This is a genomic window from Lysobacter sp. Root604, assembly GCF_001427505.1.
Classification (GTDB): domain Bacteria; phylum Pseudomonadota; class Gammaproteobacteria; order Xanthomonadales; family Xanthomonadaceae; genus Lysobacter.
The window spans coordinates 19,548-39,148 of the sequence record NZ_LMGS01000014.1; the positions used below are offsets into that span (position 1 = coordinate 19,548).

At 67.6% G+C, this 19,601-nt stretch carries 11 protein-coding genes and 2 pseudogenes; 3 read left to right on the forward strand and 10 right to left on the reverse strand.

Annotated features, from left to right (window positions below):
• Nucleotides 1-46 precede the first annotated feature (46 nt).
• The 3 genes from wrbA (at nucleotide 47) to ASD69_RS20810 (ending at nucleotide 1,627) form a co-directional block, all read left to right on the forward strand.
• Nucleotides 47-640 carry an NAD(P)H:quinone oxidoreductase gene (gene wrbA / locus ASD69_RS20800; protein ID WP_056183293.1) on the forward strand — a complete coding sequence of 198 codons (594 nt, stop codon included), beginning with the start codon at nucleotides 47-49 and terminating at the stop codon, nucleotides 638-640.
• Nucleotides 637-978, forward strand: a complete 342-nt coding sequence (locus tag ASD69_RS20805) for a DUF2069 domain-containing protein (RefSeq protein ID WP_056183296.1) — start codon at nucleotides 637-639, stop codon at nucleotides 976-978. Before wrbA ends, ASD69_RS20805 begins: the two co-directional genes overlap by 4 nt.
• A gap of 163 nt (nucleotides 979-1,141) precedes the next feature.
• On the forward strand, nucleotides 1,142-1,627 hold the full coding sequence (locus tag ASD69_RS20810; RefSeq protein ID WP_056183298.1) for an asparaginase domain-containing protein: 486 nt from the start codon (nucleotides 1,142-1,144) through the stop codon (nucleotides 1,625-1,627).
• Between the two features lie 133 nt (nucleotides 1,628-1,760).
• Here ASD69_RS20810 and ASD69_RS20815 read toward each other — a convergent pair whose 3' ends face one another.
• From ASD69_RS20815 to ASD69_RS22950, 10 genes and pseudogenes are all read right to left on the reverse strand, one after another.
• Nucleotides 1,761-3,647, reverse strand: coding sequence for a M20/M25/M40 family metallo-hydrolase (locus ASD69_RS20815; RefSeq protein WP_082576683.1), 1,887 nt, complete (start codon nucleotides 3,645-3,647; stop codon nucleotides 1,761-1,763).
• A gap of 147 nt (nucleotides 3,648-3,794) precedes the next feature.
• Nucleotides 3,795-6,074 carry a M14 family zinc carboxypeptidase gene (locus tag ASD69_RS22945; RefSeq protein ID WP_082576684.1) on the reverse strand — a complete coding sequence of 760 codons (2,280 nt, stop codon included), beginning with the start codon at nucleotides 6,072-6,074 and terminating at the stop codon, nucleotides 3,795-3,797.
• 206 nt (nucleotides 6,075-6,280) lie between these two features.
• The gene (locus ASD69_RS22305) at nucleotides 6,281-8,311 is read right to left on the reverse strand and encodes a PKD domain-containing protein (RefSeq protein ID WP_162250687.1); all 2,031 of its coding nucleotides are present in this window, start codon (nucleotides 8,309-8,311) and stop codon (nucleotides 6,281-6,283) included.
• A 464-nt stretch (nucleotides 8,312-8,775) separates the two neighbouring features.
• Nucleotides 8,776-9,009, reverse strand: a complete 234-nt coding sequence (locus ASD69_RS22835; RefSeq protein WP_235567287.1) for a proprotein convertase P-domain-containing protein — start codon at nucleotides 9,007-9,009, stop codon at nucleotides 8,776-8,778.
• A gap of 129 nt (nucleotides 9,010-9,138) precedes the next feature.
• A pseudogene (locus tag ASD69_RS20830) lies at nucleotides 9,139-10,866 on the reverse strand (S8 family peptidase); the annotation flags it as partial.
• Nucleotides 10,867-11,431: 565 nt separating this feature from the next.
• Entirely contained in the window at nucleotides 11,432-11,881 is a 450-nt protein-coding gene (locus ASD69_RS20835) for a hypothetical protein (protein WP_056183314.1), read from the reverse strand.
• Nucleotides 11,882-12,142: 261 nt separating this feature from the next.
• Nucleotides 12,143-14,236 carry a S8 family serine peptidase gene (locus ASD69_RS20840; RefSeq protein ID WP_082576686.1) on the reverse strand — a complete coding sequence of 698 codons (2,094 nt, stop codon included), beginning with the start codon at nucleotides 14,234-14,236 and terminating at the stop codon, nucleotides 12,143-12,145.
• Between the two features lie 536 nt (nucleotides 14,237-14,772).
• Nucleotides 14,773-15,135, reverse strand: coding sequence for a proprotein convertase P-domain-containing protein (locus ASD69_RS22840; RefSeq protein WP_235567288.1), 363 nt, complete (start codon nucleotides 15,133-15,135; stop codon nucleotides 14,773-14,775).
• A 9-nt stretch (nucleotides 15,136-15,144) separates the two neighbouring features.
• A pseudogene (locus ASD69_RS20845) lies at nucleotides 15,145-16,818 on the reverse strand (S8 family serine peptidase); the annotation flags it as partial.
• 484 nt (nucleotides 16,819-17,302) lie between these two features.
• On the reverse strand, nucleotides 17,303-19,294 hold the full coding sequence (locus tag ASD69_RS22950) for a S8 family serine peptidase (protein ID WP_056183316.1): 1,992 nt from the start codon (nucleotides 19,292-19,294) through the stop codon (nucleotides 17,303-17,305).
• Between the last annotated feature and the right edge of the window lie 307 nt (nucleotides 19,295-19,601).

A 19,601-nucleotide genomic window follows, 5' to 3' on the forward strand; every position in this document is an offset into this window, starting at 1 on the left:
CCCCTGCCCACCGCATCATCTATCCTTGTCGCCACAGGAGAATGCGATGACCGAAGTTCTGGTGCTCTACTACAGCCGCGGCGGATCGGTGGCACGACTGGCGCGCCAGATCGCGCGCGGCATCGGCGAGGTCGACGGCGTGCAGGCGCGGCTGCGCACGGTGCCGCCGGTCGCGGCGGTGACCCAGACCGCGGCGCCACCGGTGCCCGAGGACGGCGCGCCCTATGTCGAATCGCGCGATCTGGTCGAATGCGCGGGCCTGATCCTGGGCAGTCCCACCCGCTTCGGCAACATGGCCGCGCCGGTCAAGCATTGGCTGGACGGGCTGGGCGCGGAATGGGCCAGCGGCACCCTGGTCGGCAAGCCGGCGGCGGTGTTCACCTCCACCGCGACCCAGCACGGCGGCCAGGAATCGACCCTGCTGACGATGATGGTGCCCCTGCTGCACCACGGCTGCGTGATCCTCGGCATTCCCTACACCGAGCCCACGCTGAGCAGCACCCGCGGCGGCGGCACGCCCTACGGCGCCAGCCATGTAGCCGGCAGTCAGGACGATCCGCAGCCCAGCGAGGACGAAGCCAAGCTCGCGCGCGTGCTCGGGCGCCGGGTCGCCGAACTGGTGGTCAAGGTGAGCCGATGAGCCTGGCGCGCAAGATCCTGGCCCTGGCGCTGATCGCGCTGGTGGCCGTGTACGCGGTCTGGTTCGGCGGCCGTACGCCGCCGTCCTGGGGCGCGCTGGCAGTGTTCGCGCTGCCGCCGGCCTGGCTTGCGCTGGGCGTGCTGCGCGGCAGCGCGCGTGCCGGCTTCTGGTCGGCGGTGCTGGCGCTGGCCTGGTTCAGTCACGGGGTGATGGTCGCCTACTCGCGCCCGCCCGAGCGCACGCTGGCCTGGATCGAACTGGTGCTGGCGGTGGTGGTGGTGTTCGCGGCCAGCTTGCCCGGGCTGAAGTCTCGCTTCGGCGCCAAACCCGCGGCCTGAGCGGCGCCGACCTCGTTTTCTGTGGGAGCGGCGTGAGCCGCGATCGAGTACCTGCGCAGCTTCGCCATCGCGTCGGCCATCGATCGCGGCTTACGCCGCTCCCACAGAAGCGCGGTGCGCGGGCCTATAATTGCGCCGTCCCCAGCAATGCGACCCACTTTCGATGGACCAGCTCTGCATCGTCACCACCGGCGGCACGATCGACAAGATCTATTTCGACGACAAGTCCGACTACCAGATCGGCGAGCCGCAGATCGGCGGCATCCTGCGCGAGCTGGGGGTGACGTTCCAGTTCAACGTGATCCCGATCATCCGCAAGGATTCGCTGCACATCACCCAGGAGGACCGCGAGCTGATCCGCGCCGCGATCGCCGCGCAGCCGGCCCGGCACGTGCTGATCACCCACGGCACCGACACCATGGTCGAGACCGCCAAGGTGCTGGCCACGCTGACCGACAAGACCATCGTGCTGACCGGCGCGCTGAGCCCGGCGCGCTTCCGCGGTTCCGACGCCGAGTTCAACGTCGGCTGCGCGGTCGGCGCAGTGCAGTCGCTGCCGCCGGGCGTGTACATCGCCATGAACGGCCTGATCTGGGACCCGAACAAGGTGCGCAAGAACGTCGCGGCCAATCGCTTCGAAGCGATCTGACCGCCTCGACCTCGCACCCATGACCCCCGGCTTGCCGGGGGTTTTCGTTTATGCGCCGGGCATAAAGAAAGCCCCGGCGCGAGGCCGGGGCTCGGGGAACCACGGTGCCGACGCGCAGCGCCGGCATGCGCGATCAGAAGGTGATGCTCCAGCTGTCGATACGGCCCGTGTCCTGGGTGGCGTTGTCATTCACGCGCAGGTTCCAGGTGCCGTTCAAGGCCTCGCTGCTCAGGTTCTTGATGAAGGTGCCGGTCACGTTGTCGGCGCTGCCGCCGGTGCGGTTATGGATGTTGTAGAGCGTGCCGTCCGGCGCGACCAGATCGACCTTCAAATCGCCCTTGTAGGTGTGCAGGATGTTGACGGTGATCGAAGCGTTGCTGGGCGCGTTGCCGCTACGCCCCGATACCGCGATCGGGCTATTGACGGTGGCGTTGTCGGCGATCGGGTAATCGGTGCCGTTGCTGTAGGTCTGCGCACCGGTGCCGCCGACCGTGACCGAAGCGGTCTTGGTATTGCTGGCGCCGTCGTCGTCGGTGACCGTCAGCGTGACCGTGTAGGTGCCCGCGCTCGCGTAGGTGCGGCTGGGGTTGGTCGCGGTGGAGGTGGCGCCGTCACCGAAGTTCCAACTGCGCGAGACGATGCTGCCGTCGCTGTCGCTGGAGCTGTCGCTGAAGCTCGCGGTCAGGCCCGACACCGTAGCGCTGAAGTTCGCCACCGGCGCGGTGTTGCCGGGGCCGCCGCTGGCCGTCTTGGCGGCCTCGCCTAGGAAGGCCAGGCCCAGCTTCGCGAACGGCACGCTGTTGGTCGCCGAGTTGCCCATGTTGGCCAGGGTGTCGCCGGAGGTGTGCAGGTTCGGGAACAGCCGGCCCTCGTGGTACATCGCCGACGGAAAGCCGGCCGCGGTCCAGGAGGCGTGGTCGGAGCAACCGTAGCCGCAGGCCTCGGTGGCCAGGTTGAGTCCGCTACCGCCCATGTAGGCGGTGAACAGGTCCTGCAGAAACTGGACCATGCCGGCGTTGGAGTAATCGGTGATCACTTTGACGTGCGGATCGGAGCCGGTGCGGTAGTTGGTCATGTCCAGCTGCAGCGCCGCGACCACGTTCACGCCCTGGCTCTGGTACGCGGTGGCGATCGCCTTGGAACCGCGCAGGCCGACTTCCTCGGCCGCGTAGCCCATGAACTTGACCGTGCGCTTGGGCTTGTAGCCGCTGGCCATGGCGATGCGCAGCACTTCGGTCAGGGTGGCGATGCCGGACGCGTCGTCGTCGGCGCCGGGCGCGTTCATGGTGTTGCCGCTGCCGGAGTTGGAGATCGAGTCCAGATGCGCGCCCAGCACCACGACCTCGTTGGGCAGATCGGTGCCCTGGATGGTCAGGATCACCGAGGGCTGGGTCGAGCAGGTGGTGCAGCCGGTGTAGAGCTCGGCGCTGACATCGCTGCGGCCGTTGGCCAGGCCCAGCCAGGTGTTGCGAATCCACTCGGCCGAGGTCCGGCCGGTGGTCGAGGCGTAATAGCGGTTCGGGTACTGGGTGGACAGGTGGCTGATGGTGGAGCGGATGTTGGCCTCGCCGACCTGGCCCAGCCAGGGCGTCACCGTGGCCTGGTTGTCGATGGTGTAGGCGGCCAGGAACTTGCCGGCCATCGCCTGCGCGCTGCGGTCGTTGCGCACGAAGGCTTCGGCCTCGGCGCGGGTGGCGAAGGCGAAGTAGCCGCCGCAGCGGCGTTCCTTTTCGTGCACGTGACGGGTGATGTCGGCGAGCTGATGGGTCTTCACTTCCGAGATCACCAGCGGCGCGCCGGTGGCGCCGACGCGGGCGCTGGATTGGCGGGCCAAGGTCTTGACGCCGGCGTCGTAGGTTTCGCGCGAGGTGACCACGTAGACCGGCGCGAACGGGTCGTCGCTGGCGTCGGCGGGACGCATGTGATCGTGCTCATGCGTGGTCTGCGCGAGCGCGGGGACAGCGGTCAGAGCTAAGGCCAACGCAAGCAGCGTCGGCAGCGGGGCGTGAACGGGGTTCATGGTGCGACTCCTGGTGGCTGCGCCCGATGTGTTTGGGTGTGGGGCGCGACGGAAAGACGGCCGGAACCTGGGGGTCGCCCCGGCCGCGCGGGCGACGATGCGGCGCTGCCGCTCCGGCGCCGGCCGGAGCGACGGACGCGCGCACGGTCAGAAGGTGATGCTCCAACTGTCGATCGTGCCGGTGTCGGCGCTGGCGTTGTCGTTGACGCGCAACTTCCAGGTGCCGTTGAGCGGCTCGCTGCTCAGGTCCTTGATGAAGGTGCCGGTCACGTTGTCGGCGCTGCCGCCGCTGCGGTTGTGCAGGTTGTAGAGGGTGCCGTCGGGCGCGACCAGATCGACCTTCAGATCGCCCTTGTAGGTGTGCAGGATGTTGACGGCGATCGAGGCGTTGCTGGGCGCGTTGCCGCTGCGACCGGACACGGCTATCGGGCTGTCGACGGTGGCGTTGTCGTTGATCGGATAGTCGGTGCCGTTGCTGTAGGTCTGGCTGCCGGTAGTGCCGACGATGACCGACGCGGTCTTGGTATTGCCGGCGCCATCGTCGTCGGTCACCGTCAGCGTGACCGTGTAGGTGCCTGCGGCGCTGTAGGTCTTGCTGGGATTCGTGGCGGTGGACGTCGTGCCGTCGCCGAAATTCCAGCTGCGCGAGACGATGGAGCCGTCGCCGTCGCTGGAGCTGTCGGTGAAGGCCACGCTCAGGCCGCTGACCGCGGCGCTGAAGTTCGCCACCGGCGGGGCGTTGCCGCCGCTACCGGACACGGTGAAGCGCACCGCATTGGGCGTGCCGGGCTTGCCCGACGCATCGGTGGCCTGCACATAGACCGTGTGCACGCCCGGGCTGAGCCCCGCGGTCGGCAGCGCCACCGTCACCGTCTCGGTGCTGGCGTTGTAGCTGCCGTCGCTGGCGTTCATCGCCACCGCCACCGCGCCCGCCGCCCAGGGCGGCGCATCCAGATAGGCGCGTGCCGAGGCGATGGTGTGCACCGCCTCGCTGCCGTTGCTCTGGTTGTAGGCGGCGTCGCTGACGCTGGCGGTGATCGTCACCGGCGTACCGGCCGGCACGCTCACCGCCGAGGCGCTGACCGACTGGGTGTCGGGCCCGGACGGATATTGATACGGCGCATACAGATTGCGCGCGGCGTAGCGCAGCGCGCGCAGGTTGTTGGGCAGGGTCGCGCTCTGGAAGGTCGAGCAGCTCTCGAAGAAGGCCACGCCCAGCTCGATCGTGTAGCTGGGCACGCCGAGCAGACCGTACATGGTGTCGTCGGTGGTGCCGTCGGTGGCGTAGAGCTCGTTGGACTGTTGCGGGCGGTAGTTGTTGAAGTAGGCCAGACGCCGGCCCAGGGTCTGCAGCGGCACGCTGTTCGGCGCCGGCGTGGTGGTGTCGCCCCAGGACCACAGCACCAGTTGCGAATAGCTGTGGATGTCGAAGAACAGGCCCTGGTAATCGTCGGGCGCGGCGCTGCCGATGGCGTCGTCGCGGCGGTCGGGGAAGATGCCGCCGGTGTAGACGCCGCTGGCGTTGCGGGTGCCGGCGACCAGGCGCACCAGGTTCTGGGTTTCCGGTTCGGACGAGCTGGCCGCGCCACGGTAGGTTTCGGCGCAGGCGTTGCCGCTGGAACCGCCGGCGGCGCTGTTCCAGTGGAAGGGGAAGTTGCGGTTGAGATCGACGCCGTAGGACGAGGCGCTGCAGCTGCCGTTGAGGTTGTCGGTGTTCTTGCGCCACGACGCACCGGCTTCGGCTTTCTTGCGGCCGTCGGGATTGGCCTGCAGCACCAGCTGGAAGGCGAAGTTGTCCATCAACCAGGTGGCCTCGGCATCGCTGCCGTAGCCGTTGACCAGCCACTCGGCGAAGCGCGTGAGCAGCTCGGCCGGGGTGTACTCGCGCGCATGAATGGAGCCGAACACCACCATGGTCGGCTTGTTCGGCAGCGCCGCGTCGGTGGCGGTGTTGGTCAGCCGCAGCACCTTCATTTCGTAACCGGTGGCGGCGTTGCGGCTCTTCTGCCAGCTCGGCCCGATGTTGGCGATGCGCGCCAGGTTCGGCTTGGCCGCGGCCAGGTCGTCCATGGTCGTGTAGGTCTCTTCGACCGTGCGGTAGCAGGCGTAGCCGGGAATCGCGGCCGGCCCCAGCAGGGGCGCGTTCGCCATCGCCGACTGCATCGCCTGCAGGCGCCGGGTCGCGTCGGCGTCGACTTCGACGCGGAAGCCGGCGCGGCGCAGCGCCTCGATGTCTTCGGGCAAGGCCTCCACGCGCACGGTGCGCGCTACCCGATCGACGATCAGATGCTGGAAGCGGGAAGCGACGCGCTGCAGTTGCGCGCGGTCGCGGTAATGGGCGGTGACGAACACCGTGGCGTCATCCTCGGCGGCGGGCGCCGCGGAGGCGAAAGCGAACAGCAACACAGCAGCGTGGACGAGGCGCATGGCGTGACTCCGTGACGTGCGGGCCCGGGCCCGCTGCGAACGTGCCGGAACGATCGGCGCGAGCCGACCCGTGGAAGGGGACCAACGCGCGCGCACGCGGGCTCCCGCCCCCGCGCGGACGGCGCGGGAGCGGGAGGACGTGCACGGCCGGGTTTACGCTCCCGTAGCGTGTCCTCTCCGGCCGAAGCCGGAGAGGACGTGTCGGATCAGAACGTGATGCTCCAGGTGTCGAGCACGCCGGTATCCGCGTTGGCGTTGTCGTTCACGCGCAGCTGCCAGGTACCGTTCAGCGGTTCGCTGGTGAGGTCCTTGGTGAACGTGCCGATCACGTTGTCGGCGCTGCCGCCGGTGCGGTTGTGGATGTTGTAGAGCGTGCCGTCCGGCGCGACCACATCGACCTTGAGATCGCCCTTGTAGCTGTGGTTGATCGTGACCGAGATCGAAGCGTTGCTGGGACCGTTGCCGGTGCGGCCGGAGACCGAGATCGGACTGTTGATGGTGCTGTTGTCGTTGATCGCGAAGTCGGTGCCGTTGGTGTAGGTCTGCACGCCGGTGCCGCCGACCGTGACCGAGGCGGTCTTGGTGTTGCTGGCGCCGTCGTCGTCGGTGACCGTCAGCGTGACCGTGTAGGTGCCCGCGGTCGCGTAGGTGCGGCTGGGGTTGGTCGCGGTGGAGGTGCCGCCGTCGCCGAAGTTCCAGCTACGCGAGACGATGGTGCCGTCGCTGTCGGTGGAGCTGTCGGTGAAGTTGGCGGTCAGCGCGCTGGTGGCGACGCTGAAGTTCGCCGTCGGCGCGACGTTGCCGCCGCCGGACGAATCCAGGCCGTCGATGAACTGCACGCCGGTGCCGCCCGCATCCAGCCAGTTGCTCAGACGGGTGGCATTGGTGCCGCCGCCGGTCCAGGACACCGAGATGCGGCCGTAGTAGTCGGCCTTGGCGTTATCGGCGGCCGAGCACGAGGACGGGCCGCCGTGCAGCTGGCCGATCACGCGCTTTTCGGGGCTGAACAAGGGCGAGCCCGAGGAACCGCCCTCGGTGACGCCGATGCCCGGGATCCAACGCACGAAGATGTGCGAGCCGTCGCCCGGCGAGGTCGGGTTGGTCTGCGCGCCGCCGTAGCTGGTGGTGCGGGTGGCGCTGGTGCCGTGGCTGATGCGCTTCTCGGCGACGTTGGGATGGTGGATGCCGGTGGCGCCGCTGAAATCGCCGCTGCGCGCATCCCAGCCGTTCCAGAACAGGTTGTAGGCGGCGGGCGCGGCGTCGTCCAGTTCGACCAGGGTGAAGTCGGACGCGGCGTTGGAGGCGCGGTGGAAGGCGCCGGTCAGGGTCTGGGCCAGCGAGCCGTTACCGTTCTGACCGCTCTGGGTGCTGCCGGGCGCGCGGCAGGTCGAGTTCTGGTAGTTCCAGTACGTTACCAGCGAAGCGGCGTTGGAGGCGCTGATGCCGCAGTGGTTGGCGGTCAGGAAGTACATCTTGCGATCATTGGCGGCGTTGTTGAGCAGGCTGCCCGAGCAGAACAGGCTGCCGCCGGTGGAGATCGCCGCGACCGAACGGATCTGCGCGCGCCAGGCGTCGCCTTCCGGGCAGACCACGTCGACGTTGCAACTGCCCGAGGTGCCCTGCGCGGTCACCATGTCGGACTGCAGCTGCTGGGCCATGCGGGTGAAGCCGCGGTAGTCGTGACCGACCTTGGCCAGGCGCAGCTTGAGCTGGCCGACTTGATCGCGCGGCACCACCACTTCGATCACCGCTTCGGCGCCGTTGACGATGGGCGTCCACAACTGGCCGTGCGACTCGTTGTCGGCGGCGGTGTACATGCGCACCACCGACGGATCGGAGGCGGCGGCGCGGCTGAGGTTGGCCGGATACACCAGCAGGCGGCCGCCGGCGGGCATCTTGTATTCGCTGAAACCGAAGTTCAGCGACAGTGCGCCGCGCGACTGCACGCGCAAGCGCCAGACCATGTCGTTGCCGACTTCTTCCCACACGCCGGAATTCAGCGGGGTCAGATCGACGGACAGCGATTGCGCGTAGCGCGGCGGCAGATCGTGCGCTTCGCGCTGGCGATCCTCGGCCTGCAGCGCCGGCACGTCCACCGCCTGCATCGTGCGCATCTCGACGCGGTCGAGCGCGGTCAGGCTATGGTCGAACGCGGCGGGACGCGCACCAGGCGCCGCAATGGCGACGCCGAGCGACGAAAGTCCCAGCAGGACCAGGGAACCGTACATTCGTTTCATGAGTCTCTCTCCATCCGTAGTAGAGGGCATGACCGGCTCGCCGCTCAGAATCGCCGGCCGTCATGGCCTTAGATGGCGAGCGCGGATCAATCGTTTGGCATGCGACCGACGGTGTCGGCGTGCATCCGGCGAGTTGATACGTGTTTGACACGGGCAATGCCGCATCGCGATGAACCGGCGATGCGCTCGAACGATGAAACCGGGCGAACCCCTTTTCGCCCGTCACGACGCTAAGCGTGCATTAACTGTGGAACAAGCGTGATCCGTTGCGATTCGACAACGCATTCGTGATGCACGTCATGCATATGACCAGTAACCGCTTCCAGTCATTTTTGTATACGACTACCTGATGTATAGGCGCCCCGCTCCGGCATGCGCGGCGATATCGATCGCGCAAAAAAAGACCCCGGCCGTAGCCGGGGTCGGAGAGAGCGTTCGCGGCGTCCTTGCCAGCGAATTCGCGCTTAGAACGTGACGCTCCAGCTGTTGATGTAGCCGGTGTCGCCGCCGGCGTTGTCGTTGACGCGCAGCTTCCAGGTACCGTTCAGCGCTTCGGTCGACAGGTTCAGCGTGACCGTCTTGTTGATGTTGTCGGTGCTGCTGCCGGTGCGGTTGTGGATGTTGTAGAGCGAACCGTCCGGAGCCACCAGGTCCACCTTCAGGTCGCCCTGGTAGGTGTGCACGATCGCCACCGTCACCGAGGCGTTGCTGGGGGCGTTGCCGCTGCGACCGGAGACCGTGATCGGGCTGTCGACCGTGGCGTTGTCGCTGATGGTGTAGTCGGTGGTGTTGCTGTAGGTCTGGGTGCTGCCGCCACCGCCGGTGGTGTAGCTACCGGTCAGGCTGGCGCCCGAGAACGTCGAGTAACCGCGCACCAGCACGTGGTAGGTGCCGGCCTGGGCCGTGGCGATGTTGCAGGTCTCGGCGTTGGTGCTGCCTTCGGACTTGCAGTCGTAGCTGGCCGTGGTCGGCGCGCTGCCGAACTTCACGAACAGATCGGCATCGCCGCTGCCGCCGGCGGTGACGAACTTCAGCGCGCTGGCGCCGGCCGGAACCACCATGGTGTAGCGCAGCTCGGTGCCGGCGCTGCCGGCCAGGCCGGTGACCGGGGTGCCGTTGGTCAGCGTGCCGGTCTGCGGCGGGGTGGTGCCGTTGACGGCGTCGACCGCGGCCTTGGCGTTGAGGATGCCCGGGCCGATGCTCTGCGACGGGGTCGACGGGAACGCGGTGACGTTGGCCTTGATGATCGACTCGATCTCGGCCGGCGTCTTGGGCGTGGTCGCCACGGCCTGCATCAGCGCCACCACGCCGGCGACGTGCGGGGTCGCCATCGAGGTGCCGTTGTAGGAGGCGTAGGTTTCCGAACCCGGCGTGGTCGAACCGGAGTTGAGGGTCGACAGGATGTTCGAGCCCGGTGCGGCGATGTCGATCAGCGCGCCGTAGTTGGAGAAGCTCGAACGCGCGCCGGTGCTGGTGATCGAAGCCACCGCGATCACGTTGTTGCAGTTCGCCGGCGAGGCGTTGGACACGTTGACGTTGTCGTTGCCGGCGGCGATCACCAGGGTGGTGCCACGGCTGACCGCGCTGTTGATCGCGTTCTGGGTGGTGGTGCCGCAAGCGCCCGAGCCGCCCAGCGAGAGGTTGATGACCTCGGCCGGGTTGGCGTTGGCGGGCACGCCGCTGACGGTGCCGCCCGACGCCCAGATGATCGCGTCGGCGATATCGGAGTCGTAGCCGCCGCAGGTGCCGAGCACGCGCACCGGCACGATCTTGGCGCCGTAGGCGACGCCGGCCACGCCCTTGGCGTTGTTGGTCACCGCGGCGATGGTGCCGGCGACGTGGGTGCCGTGCCAGCTCGAACCCTGCGCGGCATGGGTGCCGCCGCACTGGTTGGCGCTGACCCAGTCGCCCGGATCGCTGGGATCGCTGTCGCGGCCGTTGCCGTCGTTGGACACGGTGGTGTCGATGATGAAGTCGTAGCCGGGCAGGATGTTGGCGCTGAGGTCGCTATGGCTGGTGATGCCGGTGTCCAGCACCGCCACGACCGAGCCGCTGCCGTTGGTCACGTCCCACGCCTGGTTGGCCTTGATGCCGTAGGTGCCCGAATAGCCCCACTGCTCGCTGTAGCGGGTGTCGTTCGGGGTCAGGAAGGCGTGGTTGAGCTTGTCGACTTCGACGTATTCGACGTTGGCGTCGGCGGCGATTTGACGCATCAGCGTCTCGGCTTCGACACGGTCGAGCGCGCGATCGCTGCGCACGACTTCGGCGCCCAGGGCGGTGCGGCGCAGCGAGCGGATGCCCAGGGCCTTGCCGGCGCCGGCGGTGGAAGCGGCCGTGCTCAGCGAGCGCTGCAGCGTGCTGGCGTTGGTGGTCGGAGCGCTACCGTCCTTGAACTTGACGATGAAGCGCTGAACTTTTTCGGAAGACTGCAGGCCGGCGAGATTGACGCGGCCAGCGGCGAACGCCGGGGCGGCGATCATGCTCGAAGCCAGTACGGCTGCCGTGGCGGCGGCCAGGGCGTGCACGCGAATGCGACGCGAGGACAGCTGAGACATCTATGTAACCCCCGAAGCTGGAATAAGCCGCTAAGCGCGGCAAAAAACCGCAAGAACCTCTCTCCGACCGGCGGGATTACCGCGGCCTTAGGCTCGAACGGTGGATACGGACAGGTGACAAAATGTGTCCGCAAAGTGACGCTAGTCGACCTTTCGTACCCATCGCAACGGGGATATCCACTCAATGTGCACAGGTATTTGTGACTATCGTCACAATTTATTGCGGTAACCGCTTTCACGTGAAATCGACACGAGAATATGCCGCATCGCAACATGCGGTTGCGCGCCTGAGACGGGAAACCCAGGTTAAGTCGCGGTTTTAGCAGGGAATCTTGGACGCAAACCCGTCATGGCTTGGCCGTTTCTAGGTGCCGTCAGGCACAAGGCAGGCGGCACCACCGGTGACGGGGCCGCGCGCCGCCGCAAACGGCGCCTACAAGATTGGCCTAGGCCCTACCCCGCCAACGCCCCAGGCCTTGAGGCGTGTGGCGCAAGGTGCGGCGAGCGGCCGCACCGCAAATTCGACCCCGCACCACCGCTTTCGCGATGGCGCCCAGCGGTCGCCTCAGCGGTCCAGGCTGCCGCCGATCGGCATGATCGAGACGACGCCGTCGATCTCGATGTACTCCACGTCCGGATCGGCCGCGAAGGTCTGCATCAGTTTCTGCGCCTCGGCCTTGCTCAAGGGACGGTCGGCGCGAAACACGTCGGCAGCCACCGACAGGCGCAGCTTGTGTTCCAGCTTGATCGCGCCGCCGCCGCTCTTCAGGCCGCTGTTGCCGGCGGTGCTGGCAAACCTAGCCTTGACGCTGTCTTGCTCGCGCGCAGGCACGCTGCCGTCGCGGTACTTGACGATGAATTGCTGGTACGGGCCGTTGCCCTGCAGCTCGCCCACATGCGCCTTCGGGGCACCGCCGTCGCCGTTGGAGGGTGCGGACGCCATGCAGGCGCTCATCGCCAAGGCCAGCGCGGCTGCGCTGACGGCGAGCACGGATCGGCGGAAAGGGCTGGACATGGCATCGGCTCCTGGGTCATGGCGTTCCTGATTCCGAAACGCACCGGCAGTGCGAATGGGGTTGAGGCTAGCGTTCGTACGCTAGTCGGCCCGCGCTGAACGCCGCGGAACCGGCGCGGTCGCAGGTGCGGCCGGCGACGCGGGGGTACGCGCCGCCGGACCGCCGGACAATGGTGCGCCCGGACTCGGGGTCGGGTCCGGACGCACCCGCGTGCCGGGTCCGCCGTTCGCGCGGCGGACCCGACCCGCTTGCCCGTTGGCTCAGAACGTGAGGCTCCAGCTGTTGATGCGACCGGTATCCCCGGCGGCGGCGTCGCGCACGCGCAGCTTCCAGGTGCCGTTGAGCGTCTCGCTGGTCAGGTTGCTCACCGTGATGGTCCTGTTGATACCACCACTGGATCCGCTGCGGTTGGCCAGGTTGTAGACCGAGCCATCGGGCGCGATCAGGTCGACGACCAGGTCGCCGCGGTAGGTGTGCACGATGTCCACCGACAACGAGGTGTCGGCCGGCGCGTTGCCGCTACGACCGGACACCGTGATCGCGCTTTCCGCCGTGGCGAAATCGCCGATCGAATAGTCGGCGCTGTTGGTGTAGGTCTGGCGCACGTTACCGGACGCGGACACCGTGACCGAGCCGGTCTTGGTGTTGGTGGCGCCGCCGTTGTCCGTGACCGTCAGCGTGACGGTATAGGTGCCCGCGGCCGCGTAGGTCTTGCTGGGATTGGCGAGGGTCGAAGTGGTGCCGTCGCCGAAGCTCCAGCTGCGCGAGGCGATCGTGCCGTCGCTATCGCTGGAGGTATCGGTGAAGCTCACGGTCAAGCCGCTGGCAGAGGAAGCGAAGTTCGCCACCGGCGCCGCGTTGACCGGACCGCCACCGCCTGCGGCCGCCACCGCCGCCGCCGCGTCGATCAGGCCCGGGCCGCAGCCGCCGGGGCAGTTGGCCGCGGAGATCGGACGCGCGGTATTGGCCAGGATCTGGCGCACCTGCTCGAAGGTCTTGGGGGTGGCCGAGACCGCCTGGATCAGCGCGACTACGCCGGCCACGTGCGGCGACGCCATCGAGGTGCCTTGCTCGAAGGCATAACCATCATTCGAGTACGTGGACAGGACGCCCTGCGCATCGTGGCTGCGCGTGCAGTCGCCGGCGCGGGGCACGCGATTCAAGGGCAGGAACTCGTTGGTCGGTGAGCAGGTCTCGCCGCCCGGCGCGGTGATGTCGATGGTCGCACCGTAGGTCGAATACCAGGCGCGCTTGCCGCCCTGGTCGCTGGCGGCGACGCTGATCACGTTGTTGCAGCTGGCGGGCGTGGAACCGGCGACGTCGATGTTGCTGTTGCCGGCGGCGGCGACCACGATCGAGCCGTTGGCGGTCGCGGTGTTGATGGCGGTCTGGTAGGCCGGTGTGGCCGAACACGGCGCGTCGCCGCCCAGCGACATGTTGATGACCTCGGCCGGATTGGCGTTGGCGGGCGCGCCGGCGACGGCGCCGCCGGAAGCCCAGACGATGGCGTCGGCGATGTCCGAGGTGGCGCCGGAACCCTCACGACCGAGCACGCGGATCGGCACGATGCGCGCACCGTAGGCCACGCCGGCCACGCCGGAGGCGTTGTTGGTGACCGCGCCGATGGTGCCGGCGACATGGGTGCCGTGATAGACCCCCGAGGAGTCGTTCGGGTTGGCGTCGCGGCCGTTGCCGTCGTCGGACGCGCCGCAGCCGGCGACGCCGCCGCAATCGGTCGCCGAGAAGCCCGTGGTGGAGGTGACGAAGTCGTAGCCGGTCAGGACATTGGCGTTCAGATCGGGGTGCGAGACGATGCCGCTATCGATCACCGCCACCACCACCCCATTGCCGCTGGTGCTGTTCCAGGCGGTCGGCGCATTGATGCCCACCGCGCTGTTGGCGTAATGCCACTGTTCGTTGAAGCGGGTGTCGTTGGGTACGGCAAGCGCGTGCATGATGTAGTCGGGCTGCACCCATTCCACGTTCGGATCGGCGGCCAGCTGCTGGATCACCGCGCGCGCTTCGTCGCTGTTGAGGGCGGTGTCGTTGACCACCACGTCGGCGCCCATCGCCATCCGGCGCAGATGCTTGAGGCCCAGGCGCTTGCCCTTGGAGGCGGCCGGCAGCACGGTGCGCGCGGAGGCCGCGCCCAGGGACGACGCGACCGAGGCGGTGCTGGCCGTCGGTGCGCTGCCGTTCTTGTATTTGACGATGAAGCGGCTGTAGTGCTCGCCGGACTTCAGGCCGGAAACGACCGCATGCCCGGCGAAGGCGGGCGCGGCGATGGAGGTCAGCGCCAGCGCGGTGGCGGCGGCGAGCGCGCGTACGCGCAGCGTGGTGTTCGAGTTCGACATCGTAGAAAGATCCTCGAATGAAGCCCATGGGTAGGCCGCGGATTGCGGCGATGGAGGCTGGGCGGGCACGGGCGCCCACCGGACCGTGAATCGCGACGCGTGCCGCGATGCAGATCGAAGCTACGTTTCGGCGCACGCAGAAGGCACAGGAAACCCGCGCGTTCCACGGCCTTAAACGTGACCCACATCGCAATTTCACTAATTGAAATTAATGCTCCACCATAAAGCCACAATCATCGTGTTTTTAGGCACAAAAAGGACTCGCGCGCGCCCAACGCAGAACTAGGCCGCCCTCCCCACCCTTTTAATATCAATGAATTAGACAAAAACCTCGCACCCACGCGCCGCGCCACCGAAAACCGCGAACACGCCGACCACTGCCTCGCCAAAACAGAAAATATGCCTGGCGGCACACCACCGCACGCCACCGCCCGCCCGGCGGGCACGCAAAGAAAAGCCCCGGCCGAAGCCGGGGCTGAGATGCGCAACACGACGACGCTCGCGACGCGGAGGGCGCCGCGATCGCCGGCCTGCGATCAGAAGGTGATGCTCCAGCTGTCGATGTAGCCCACGTCCTGACCGGCCCGGTCGGCCGCGCGCAGACGCCAGGTGCCGTTGAGCGCTTCCGTCGACAGGTTCTTGGTGAAGGTGCCCGAGACGTTGTCGGCGTCGCCGCCGGTGCGGTTGTGGATGTTGTAGACCGAGCCGTCCGGCGCCAGCAGGTCCACGATCAGATCGCTCTTGTAGGGATGGACGATGTTGACCGTGATCGAGGCATTGGTCGGGGCGTTGCCGGTGCGGCCAGAGACCACGATCGAGCTGCTCACGCCGGTGGCGTTGTTGTCGGGAATGTTGACGTCGGTGCCGTTGCTGTAGGTCTGCACGCCGCTGCTGCCCACCGTGACCGTGGCGGTCTTGGTGTTGCTGGCACCGCCGTTATCCGTGACCGTCAACGTGACGGTGTAAGTACCGGCCGCCGAGTAGGTCTTGCTGGGGTTGGCGAGGGTGGAGGTGGTGCCGTCGCCGAAGTTCCAGCTGCGCGAGGCGATGGAGCCGTCGCTGTCGGTGGAGGTATCGGTGAAGGTCACCGTCAGGCCGCTGGCCGAGGACGTGAAGTTCGCCACCGGTGCGGCGTTGCCGGTACCGCCCTGCGCGGCCAGCACGGCCGCGGCCGCGTCGACCAGACCCGGACCGCAACCGCCCGGGCACTTGGCGGCCGTGATCGGACGCGCGGTGTTGGCCAGGATGGTCTGGATCTGCGCGGGCGTCTTCGGCGTCGGCGCCACCGACTGCATCAGCGCGACGATGCCGGCCACGTGCGGCGCGGCCATCGAAGTGCCTTGGTTGAAGAAGTAGCCGTTGGCGTTGTAGGTCGAGAGCACGCCGCGGGTCTCGTGATTCTGCTGGCACTTGCCGGCGGTGGACTCGCCCAGGGCCAGGAACTCGACCAGCGGCGAGCAGGTTTCGCCGCCCGGCGCGGTGATGTCGATGGTGGCGCCGTAGTTGGAGTACCAGGCGCGATTGCCGTTGATGTCGCTGGAAGCGACCGAGATCGCGCCCGGGCAGTTGGCCGGCGAGAAGCCCGACACGTCGCTGTTGCTGTTGCCCGAGGCGATGACCACGGTGGTGCCGCGGTTGATCGCGGCGGTGATCGCGTTCTGGTAGGTCAGGCCGCAGGAACCGGTGCCGCCCAGCGAGAGGTTGATGACTTCGGCCACGTTGGCGTTGGCCGGCACGCCGCTGACGGTGCCGCCGGAGGTCCAGGTGATCGCGTCGACGATGTCGGAGGTGTTGCCGTAACCGCCGTTGCCGAGCACGCGCGCATGCACGACCTTGGCGTTGTAGGCCACGCCGGCGACGCCGAGGCTGTTGTTGGTGACCGCGGCGATGGTGCCGGCGACGTGGGTGCCGTGCTTGACGTTGGAGGCGTCGGTTGGATCCGCGTCGCGGCCGTTGCCGTCGCCGGAGCCGCCGTTGCCCGTCGTGGTCGAGGTGACGAAGTCGTAGCCAGGCAGGGTGTTGGCGTCGAGATCGTTATGCGCGAGGCGGCCGCTGTCGATCACCGCCACCACCACGCCGGTACCGGTGGCGGTATCCCAGGCGCTGGAGACATTGGCGCCGACGGCGTTGGTGGCGTAGTGCCACTGCTCGTTGTAGCGCGGGTCGTTCGGCGTCGCCAGCGCCTGCATGACCAGGTCGGGCTCGACGTAATCGACGTTGGGATCGGCGGCGATCTGCCGCATCAGCGATTCGGCCTCGGCGCGGCTGAGCTTGCGATCGCTGCGCACCACGTCGGCGCCCAGCGCCATCCGACGCAGTTGCTTCAGACCCAGGTGCTTGCCGGACACCGCCGGCAGCGCGCGCGCGGCGCCGCTGAGCGAGGACTGCAGCGCGGCTGCGCTGCTGCGCTCGGCCGACTGGTCCTTGTACTTGACGATGAACTGGTCGTAGTTGCCTTCGGCCTTCAGGCCCGACGCGTTCATGCGGCCAGCGAACGCCGGCGCGGCGAAGGCCGTCAGCGCGACGGTCGTGGCGACCACGAGCGCGCGTACGCGGAACTGGCCTTGAGTGGAAATCGACATCCTTGGAACCCCCGATGGAAAACAAGCGCCGCAAGTCCGCGGCAGGGACCGCCCCAGTCCGGGCGCGGCCGCGCATGCGGTCGTCGCGATCGGCTCGGGGCGGAAGCTCGACGTGCAGCATTGCGCTGCACGGGGACCACGCTAAGGAGCCCGCGAAGGCCGGGACAATGAGGTAAGCCACCTAGGTCACACGGAAATACGTGACATAGGCCACATATTTCTTGACGAGCATCATTTGCTGCACTGCAAAGATACTGACCCGTAGTGAGCATAAAGCTCCTAAACGGCACACTATTTACAGCCGACATCGCGGCGTCGCCGCGGCCGCAGGCCAGGCCTGCCCGCCCTGGCGATGGGCAACAAAAAACCCCGGCCAAGGCCGGGGTGGGTGCAGGATCGAAAAGTCGACGGGCCGCCGCGGCGCACTCGGGGGCGAGGTACGCCGCGACGACCGTCGAAAACCGATCGATTCAGAAGCGGGCGATCAGAACGTGACGCTCCAGCTGTTGATGTAGCCCACGTCCTGCGGGGCGCGGTCGGCCGCGCGCAGCTTCCAGGCGCCGTTGAGCGTTTCGCTGCTCAGGTCGATCACGCGGTCGGTGATGATCACGTGGTCGGTGCCATCGTTGACGTTGGGACGGTTGAACAGGTTGTAGACCGTGCCATCCGGCGCGATCAGATCGACGATCAGATCGCCGCGGAACGGGTGCTGCACATTGACCGACACCTTGGCCGTGCTGGGGGCGTTGCCGGTACGGCCCGACACGGTGATGGTGCTGCTGGCACCGGTGGCGTTGTTGTCGGGAATGTTGACGTCGGTGGCGTTGCTGTAGGTCTGCGCGCCAGGCGGATTCGGATTGCTGCCCGCGAGCAGCGCATCGACGGCCTCGAAAGCCTGCACCAGGCCGTAACCGAACTCGTTGTCGCGGCCGGCCGGGCCGAGATCCAATGCGGTCGACAACAAGGCTTCACGCACTTCCGCCGGGGTCGCACTGGGCTTGGCGCTGAGCATCAGCGCCGCCACGCCCGCCACGTGCGGGCTGGCCATCGAGGTGCCGCTCAGAACGGCATAGTTGTCGACACCATAGACGTAGGTGGGATTGACGGTGACGGTCTGCCCGACCAGGCCGCGCAGCGCCTGCCCGGAAGCCTGGCTGACGGCCACGCCGGTAAGCGTGGACGGATCCTTGAGACCGGTGCTGTAAGCGAACGGATCGGACACGTTGTTGTACAGGATGATGGCGCGGCCGCCGCCGCTCTTGACGTTGGTGACCTTCTCCAGCGTGGTGTTGTCGCCGCGCTCGCACAGCACCACCTTGCCGCTCCAGCTGCCTGCGCTGGCGCAACGACCGCCATCGATCAGGGCCGCGGCCACGGTCGCCGATGCGCTGTTGGCCATCGGCAACGTGTCGTAACTGCCGCCGCCGACCACGCTGACCGGCGTGCCGCGCTTGGGATAGGTGCTGGAAACGTCCTGACCCGGTGCGGCGATATCCACGCCGTCGTTGAACTGCGAGAACGCAGCCTTGGCGTTGTTCGAGTCCAGCGCGGCCACGGAGATCACGCTGGGATAGGACGCCGGATAACTCTTGGTGCTGGTACCGTCGTTGCCGGCCGCGGCCACCAACACGATGCCCTGGTTATACAGATTGCTGAAAGCGGCACTTTCGGCACTGCTCTGACCGGCACCGCCCAGGCTCATGTTGATGACCTTGGCGCCAGCCTGCGCGCACTTGTCGGCGGCCGCGATCAGGTCGGAGCTGAAAGAGAAGCTGCAGCTGGGGCCGTCGAAGTACTTGACGATATGCAGCGAGACCTTGCCCGGGCTGACGCCGGTCACGCCCTTGCCGTTGCCGCCCACCGCGGCGATGGTGCCGGCCACGTGGGTGCCGTGGCCGCAGTCGTCGGTGTTCCAGGTGCGGCCGCTGTCCGCATAGCCGGTGATGCTGATGCCGGCGAAGTCCTCGTGGTTGCTGCGCAGGCCGGAGTCGATCACGCAGACCTTCACCCCGTTGCCGTTGGCGCCGGTGGCGACGGTGTCGGGCGCTTGCACGCGGGGGATGCCGAAGGGTACGTACTCGGCCAGCGGATAACGCGGCATATCGCGCTCGATGACCAGGTTCTTGTTGTTGCGCAGGCTGCTCAGCACCTGCGGCGACAAGGTCATGACCACCGAATCGAGCTGGTCGAATTCGTGGTGGGTCTTGCCTTCGGTCAGCGCGGCGGCACTCAAGCCCTTGGCCGAAGCCGTGGCGCGCAGCGCCTTCACCGACTGCTGCAGCTGGGCCTTGAACTGCGCCTTCTGGCCGCGCGGGAACCGGATCCAGACCCGGTTCGGATCGCCGGACGACTGCGCGCCGGTCGGCAGCAGTTCCGTCGGCGGTGCGGCGCCGACCGCACCGGCCACGCCGAGCGCCATGACGGCGATCAACGCGACCAGGCGCGCGCGGTGCTTGGATACTTTACGAACTTCCATTCCCTACCCCTAGATGTATTCGATTTGGAACGAGCGGCAACGGCCGACGCCAGCGTGCGCGATCGACGGCGCAACCCGTATCGGAGCTGCCGCGATGCGATGGACGACCCGCACTCGGTGCCGCGCGGCCCGAGCCGCGCGGCGACCGTGTTGGCGAACGCACGCCCGGCCGAGGCCGGGACGTGCGCTGCCGGACTGATGCGGCAAGGATCAGAACGTGATGCTCCAGCTGTTGATGTAACCCACGTCGTTCGCGGCGGCATCGCGCACCCGCAGCTTCCAGGTGCCGTTGAGCGCTTCGCTGGTC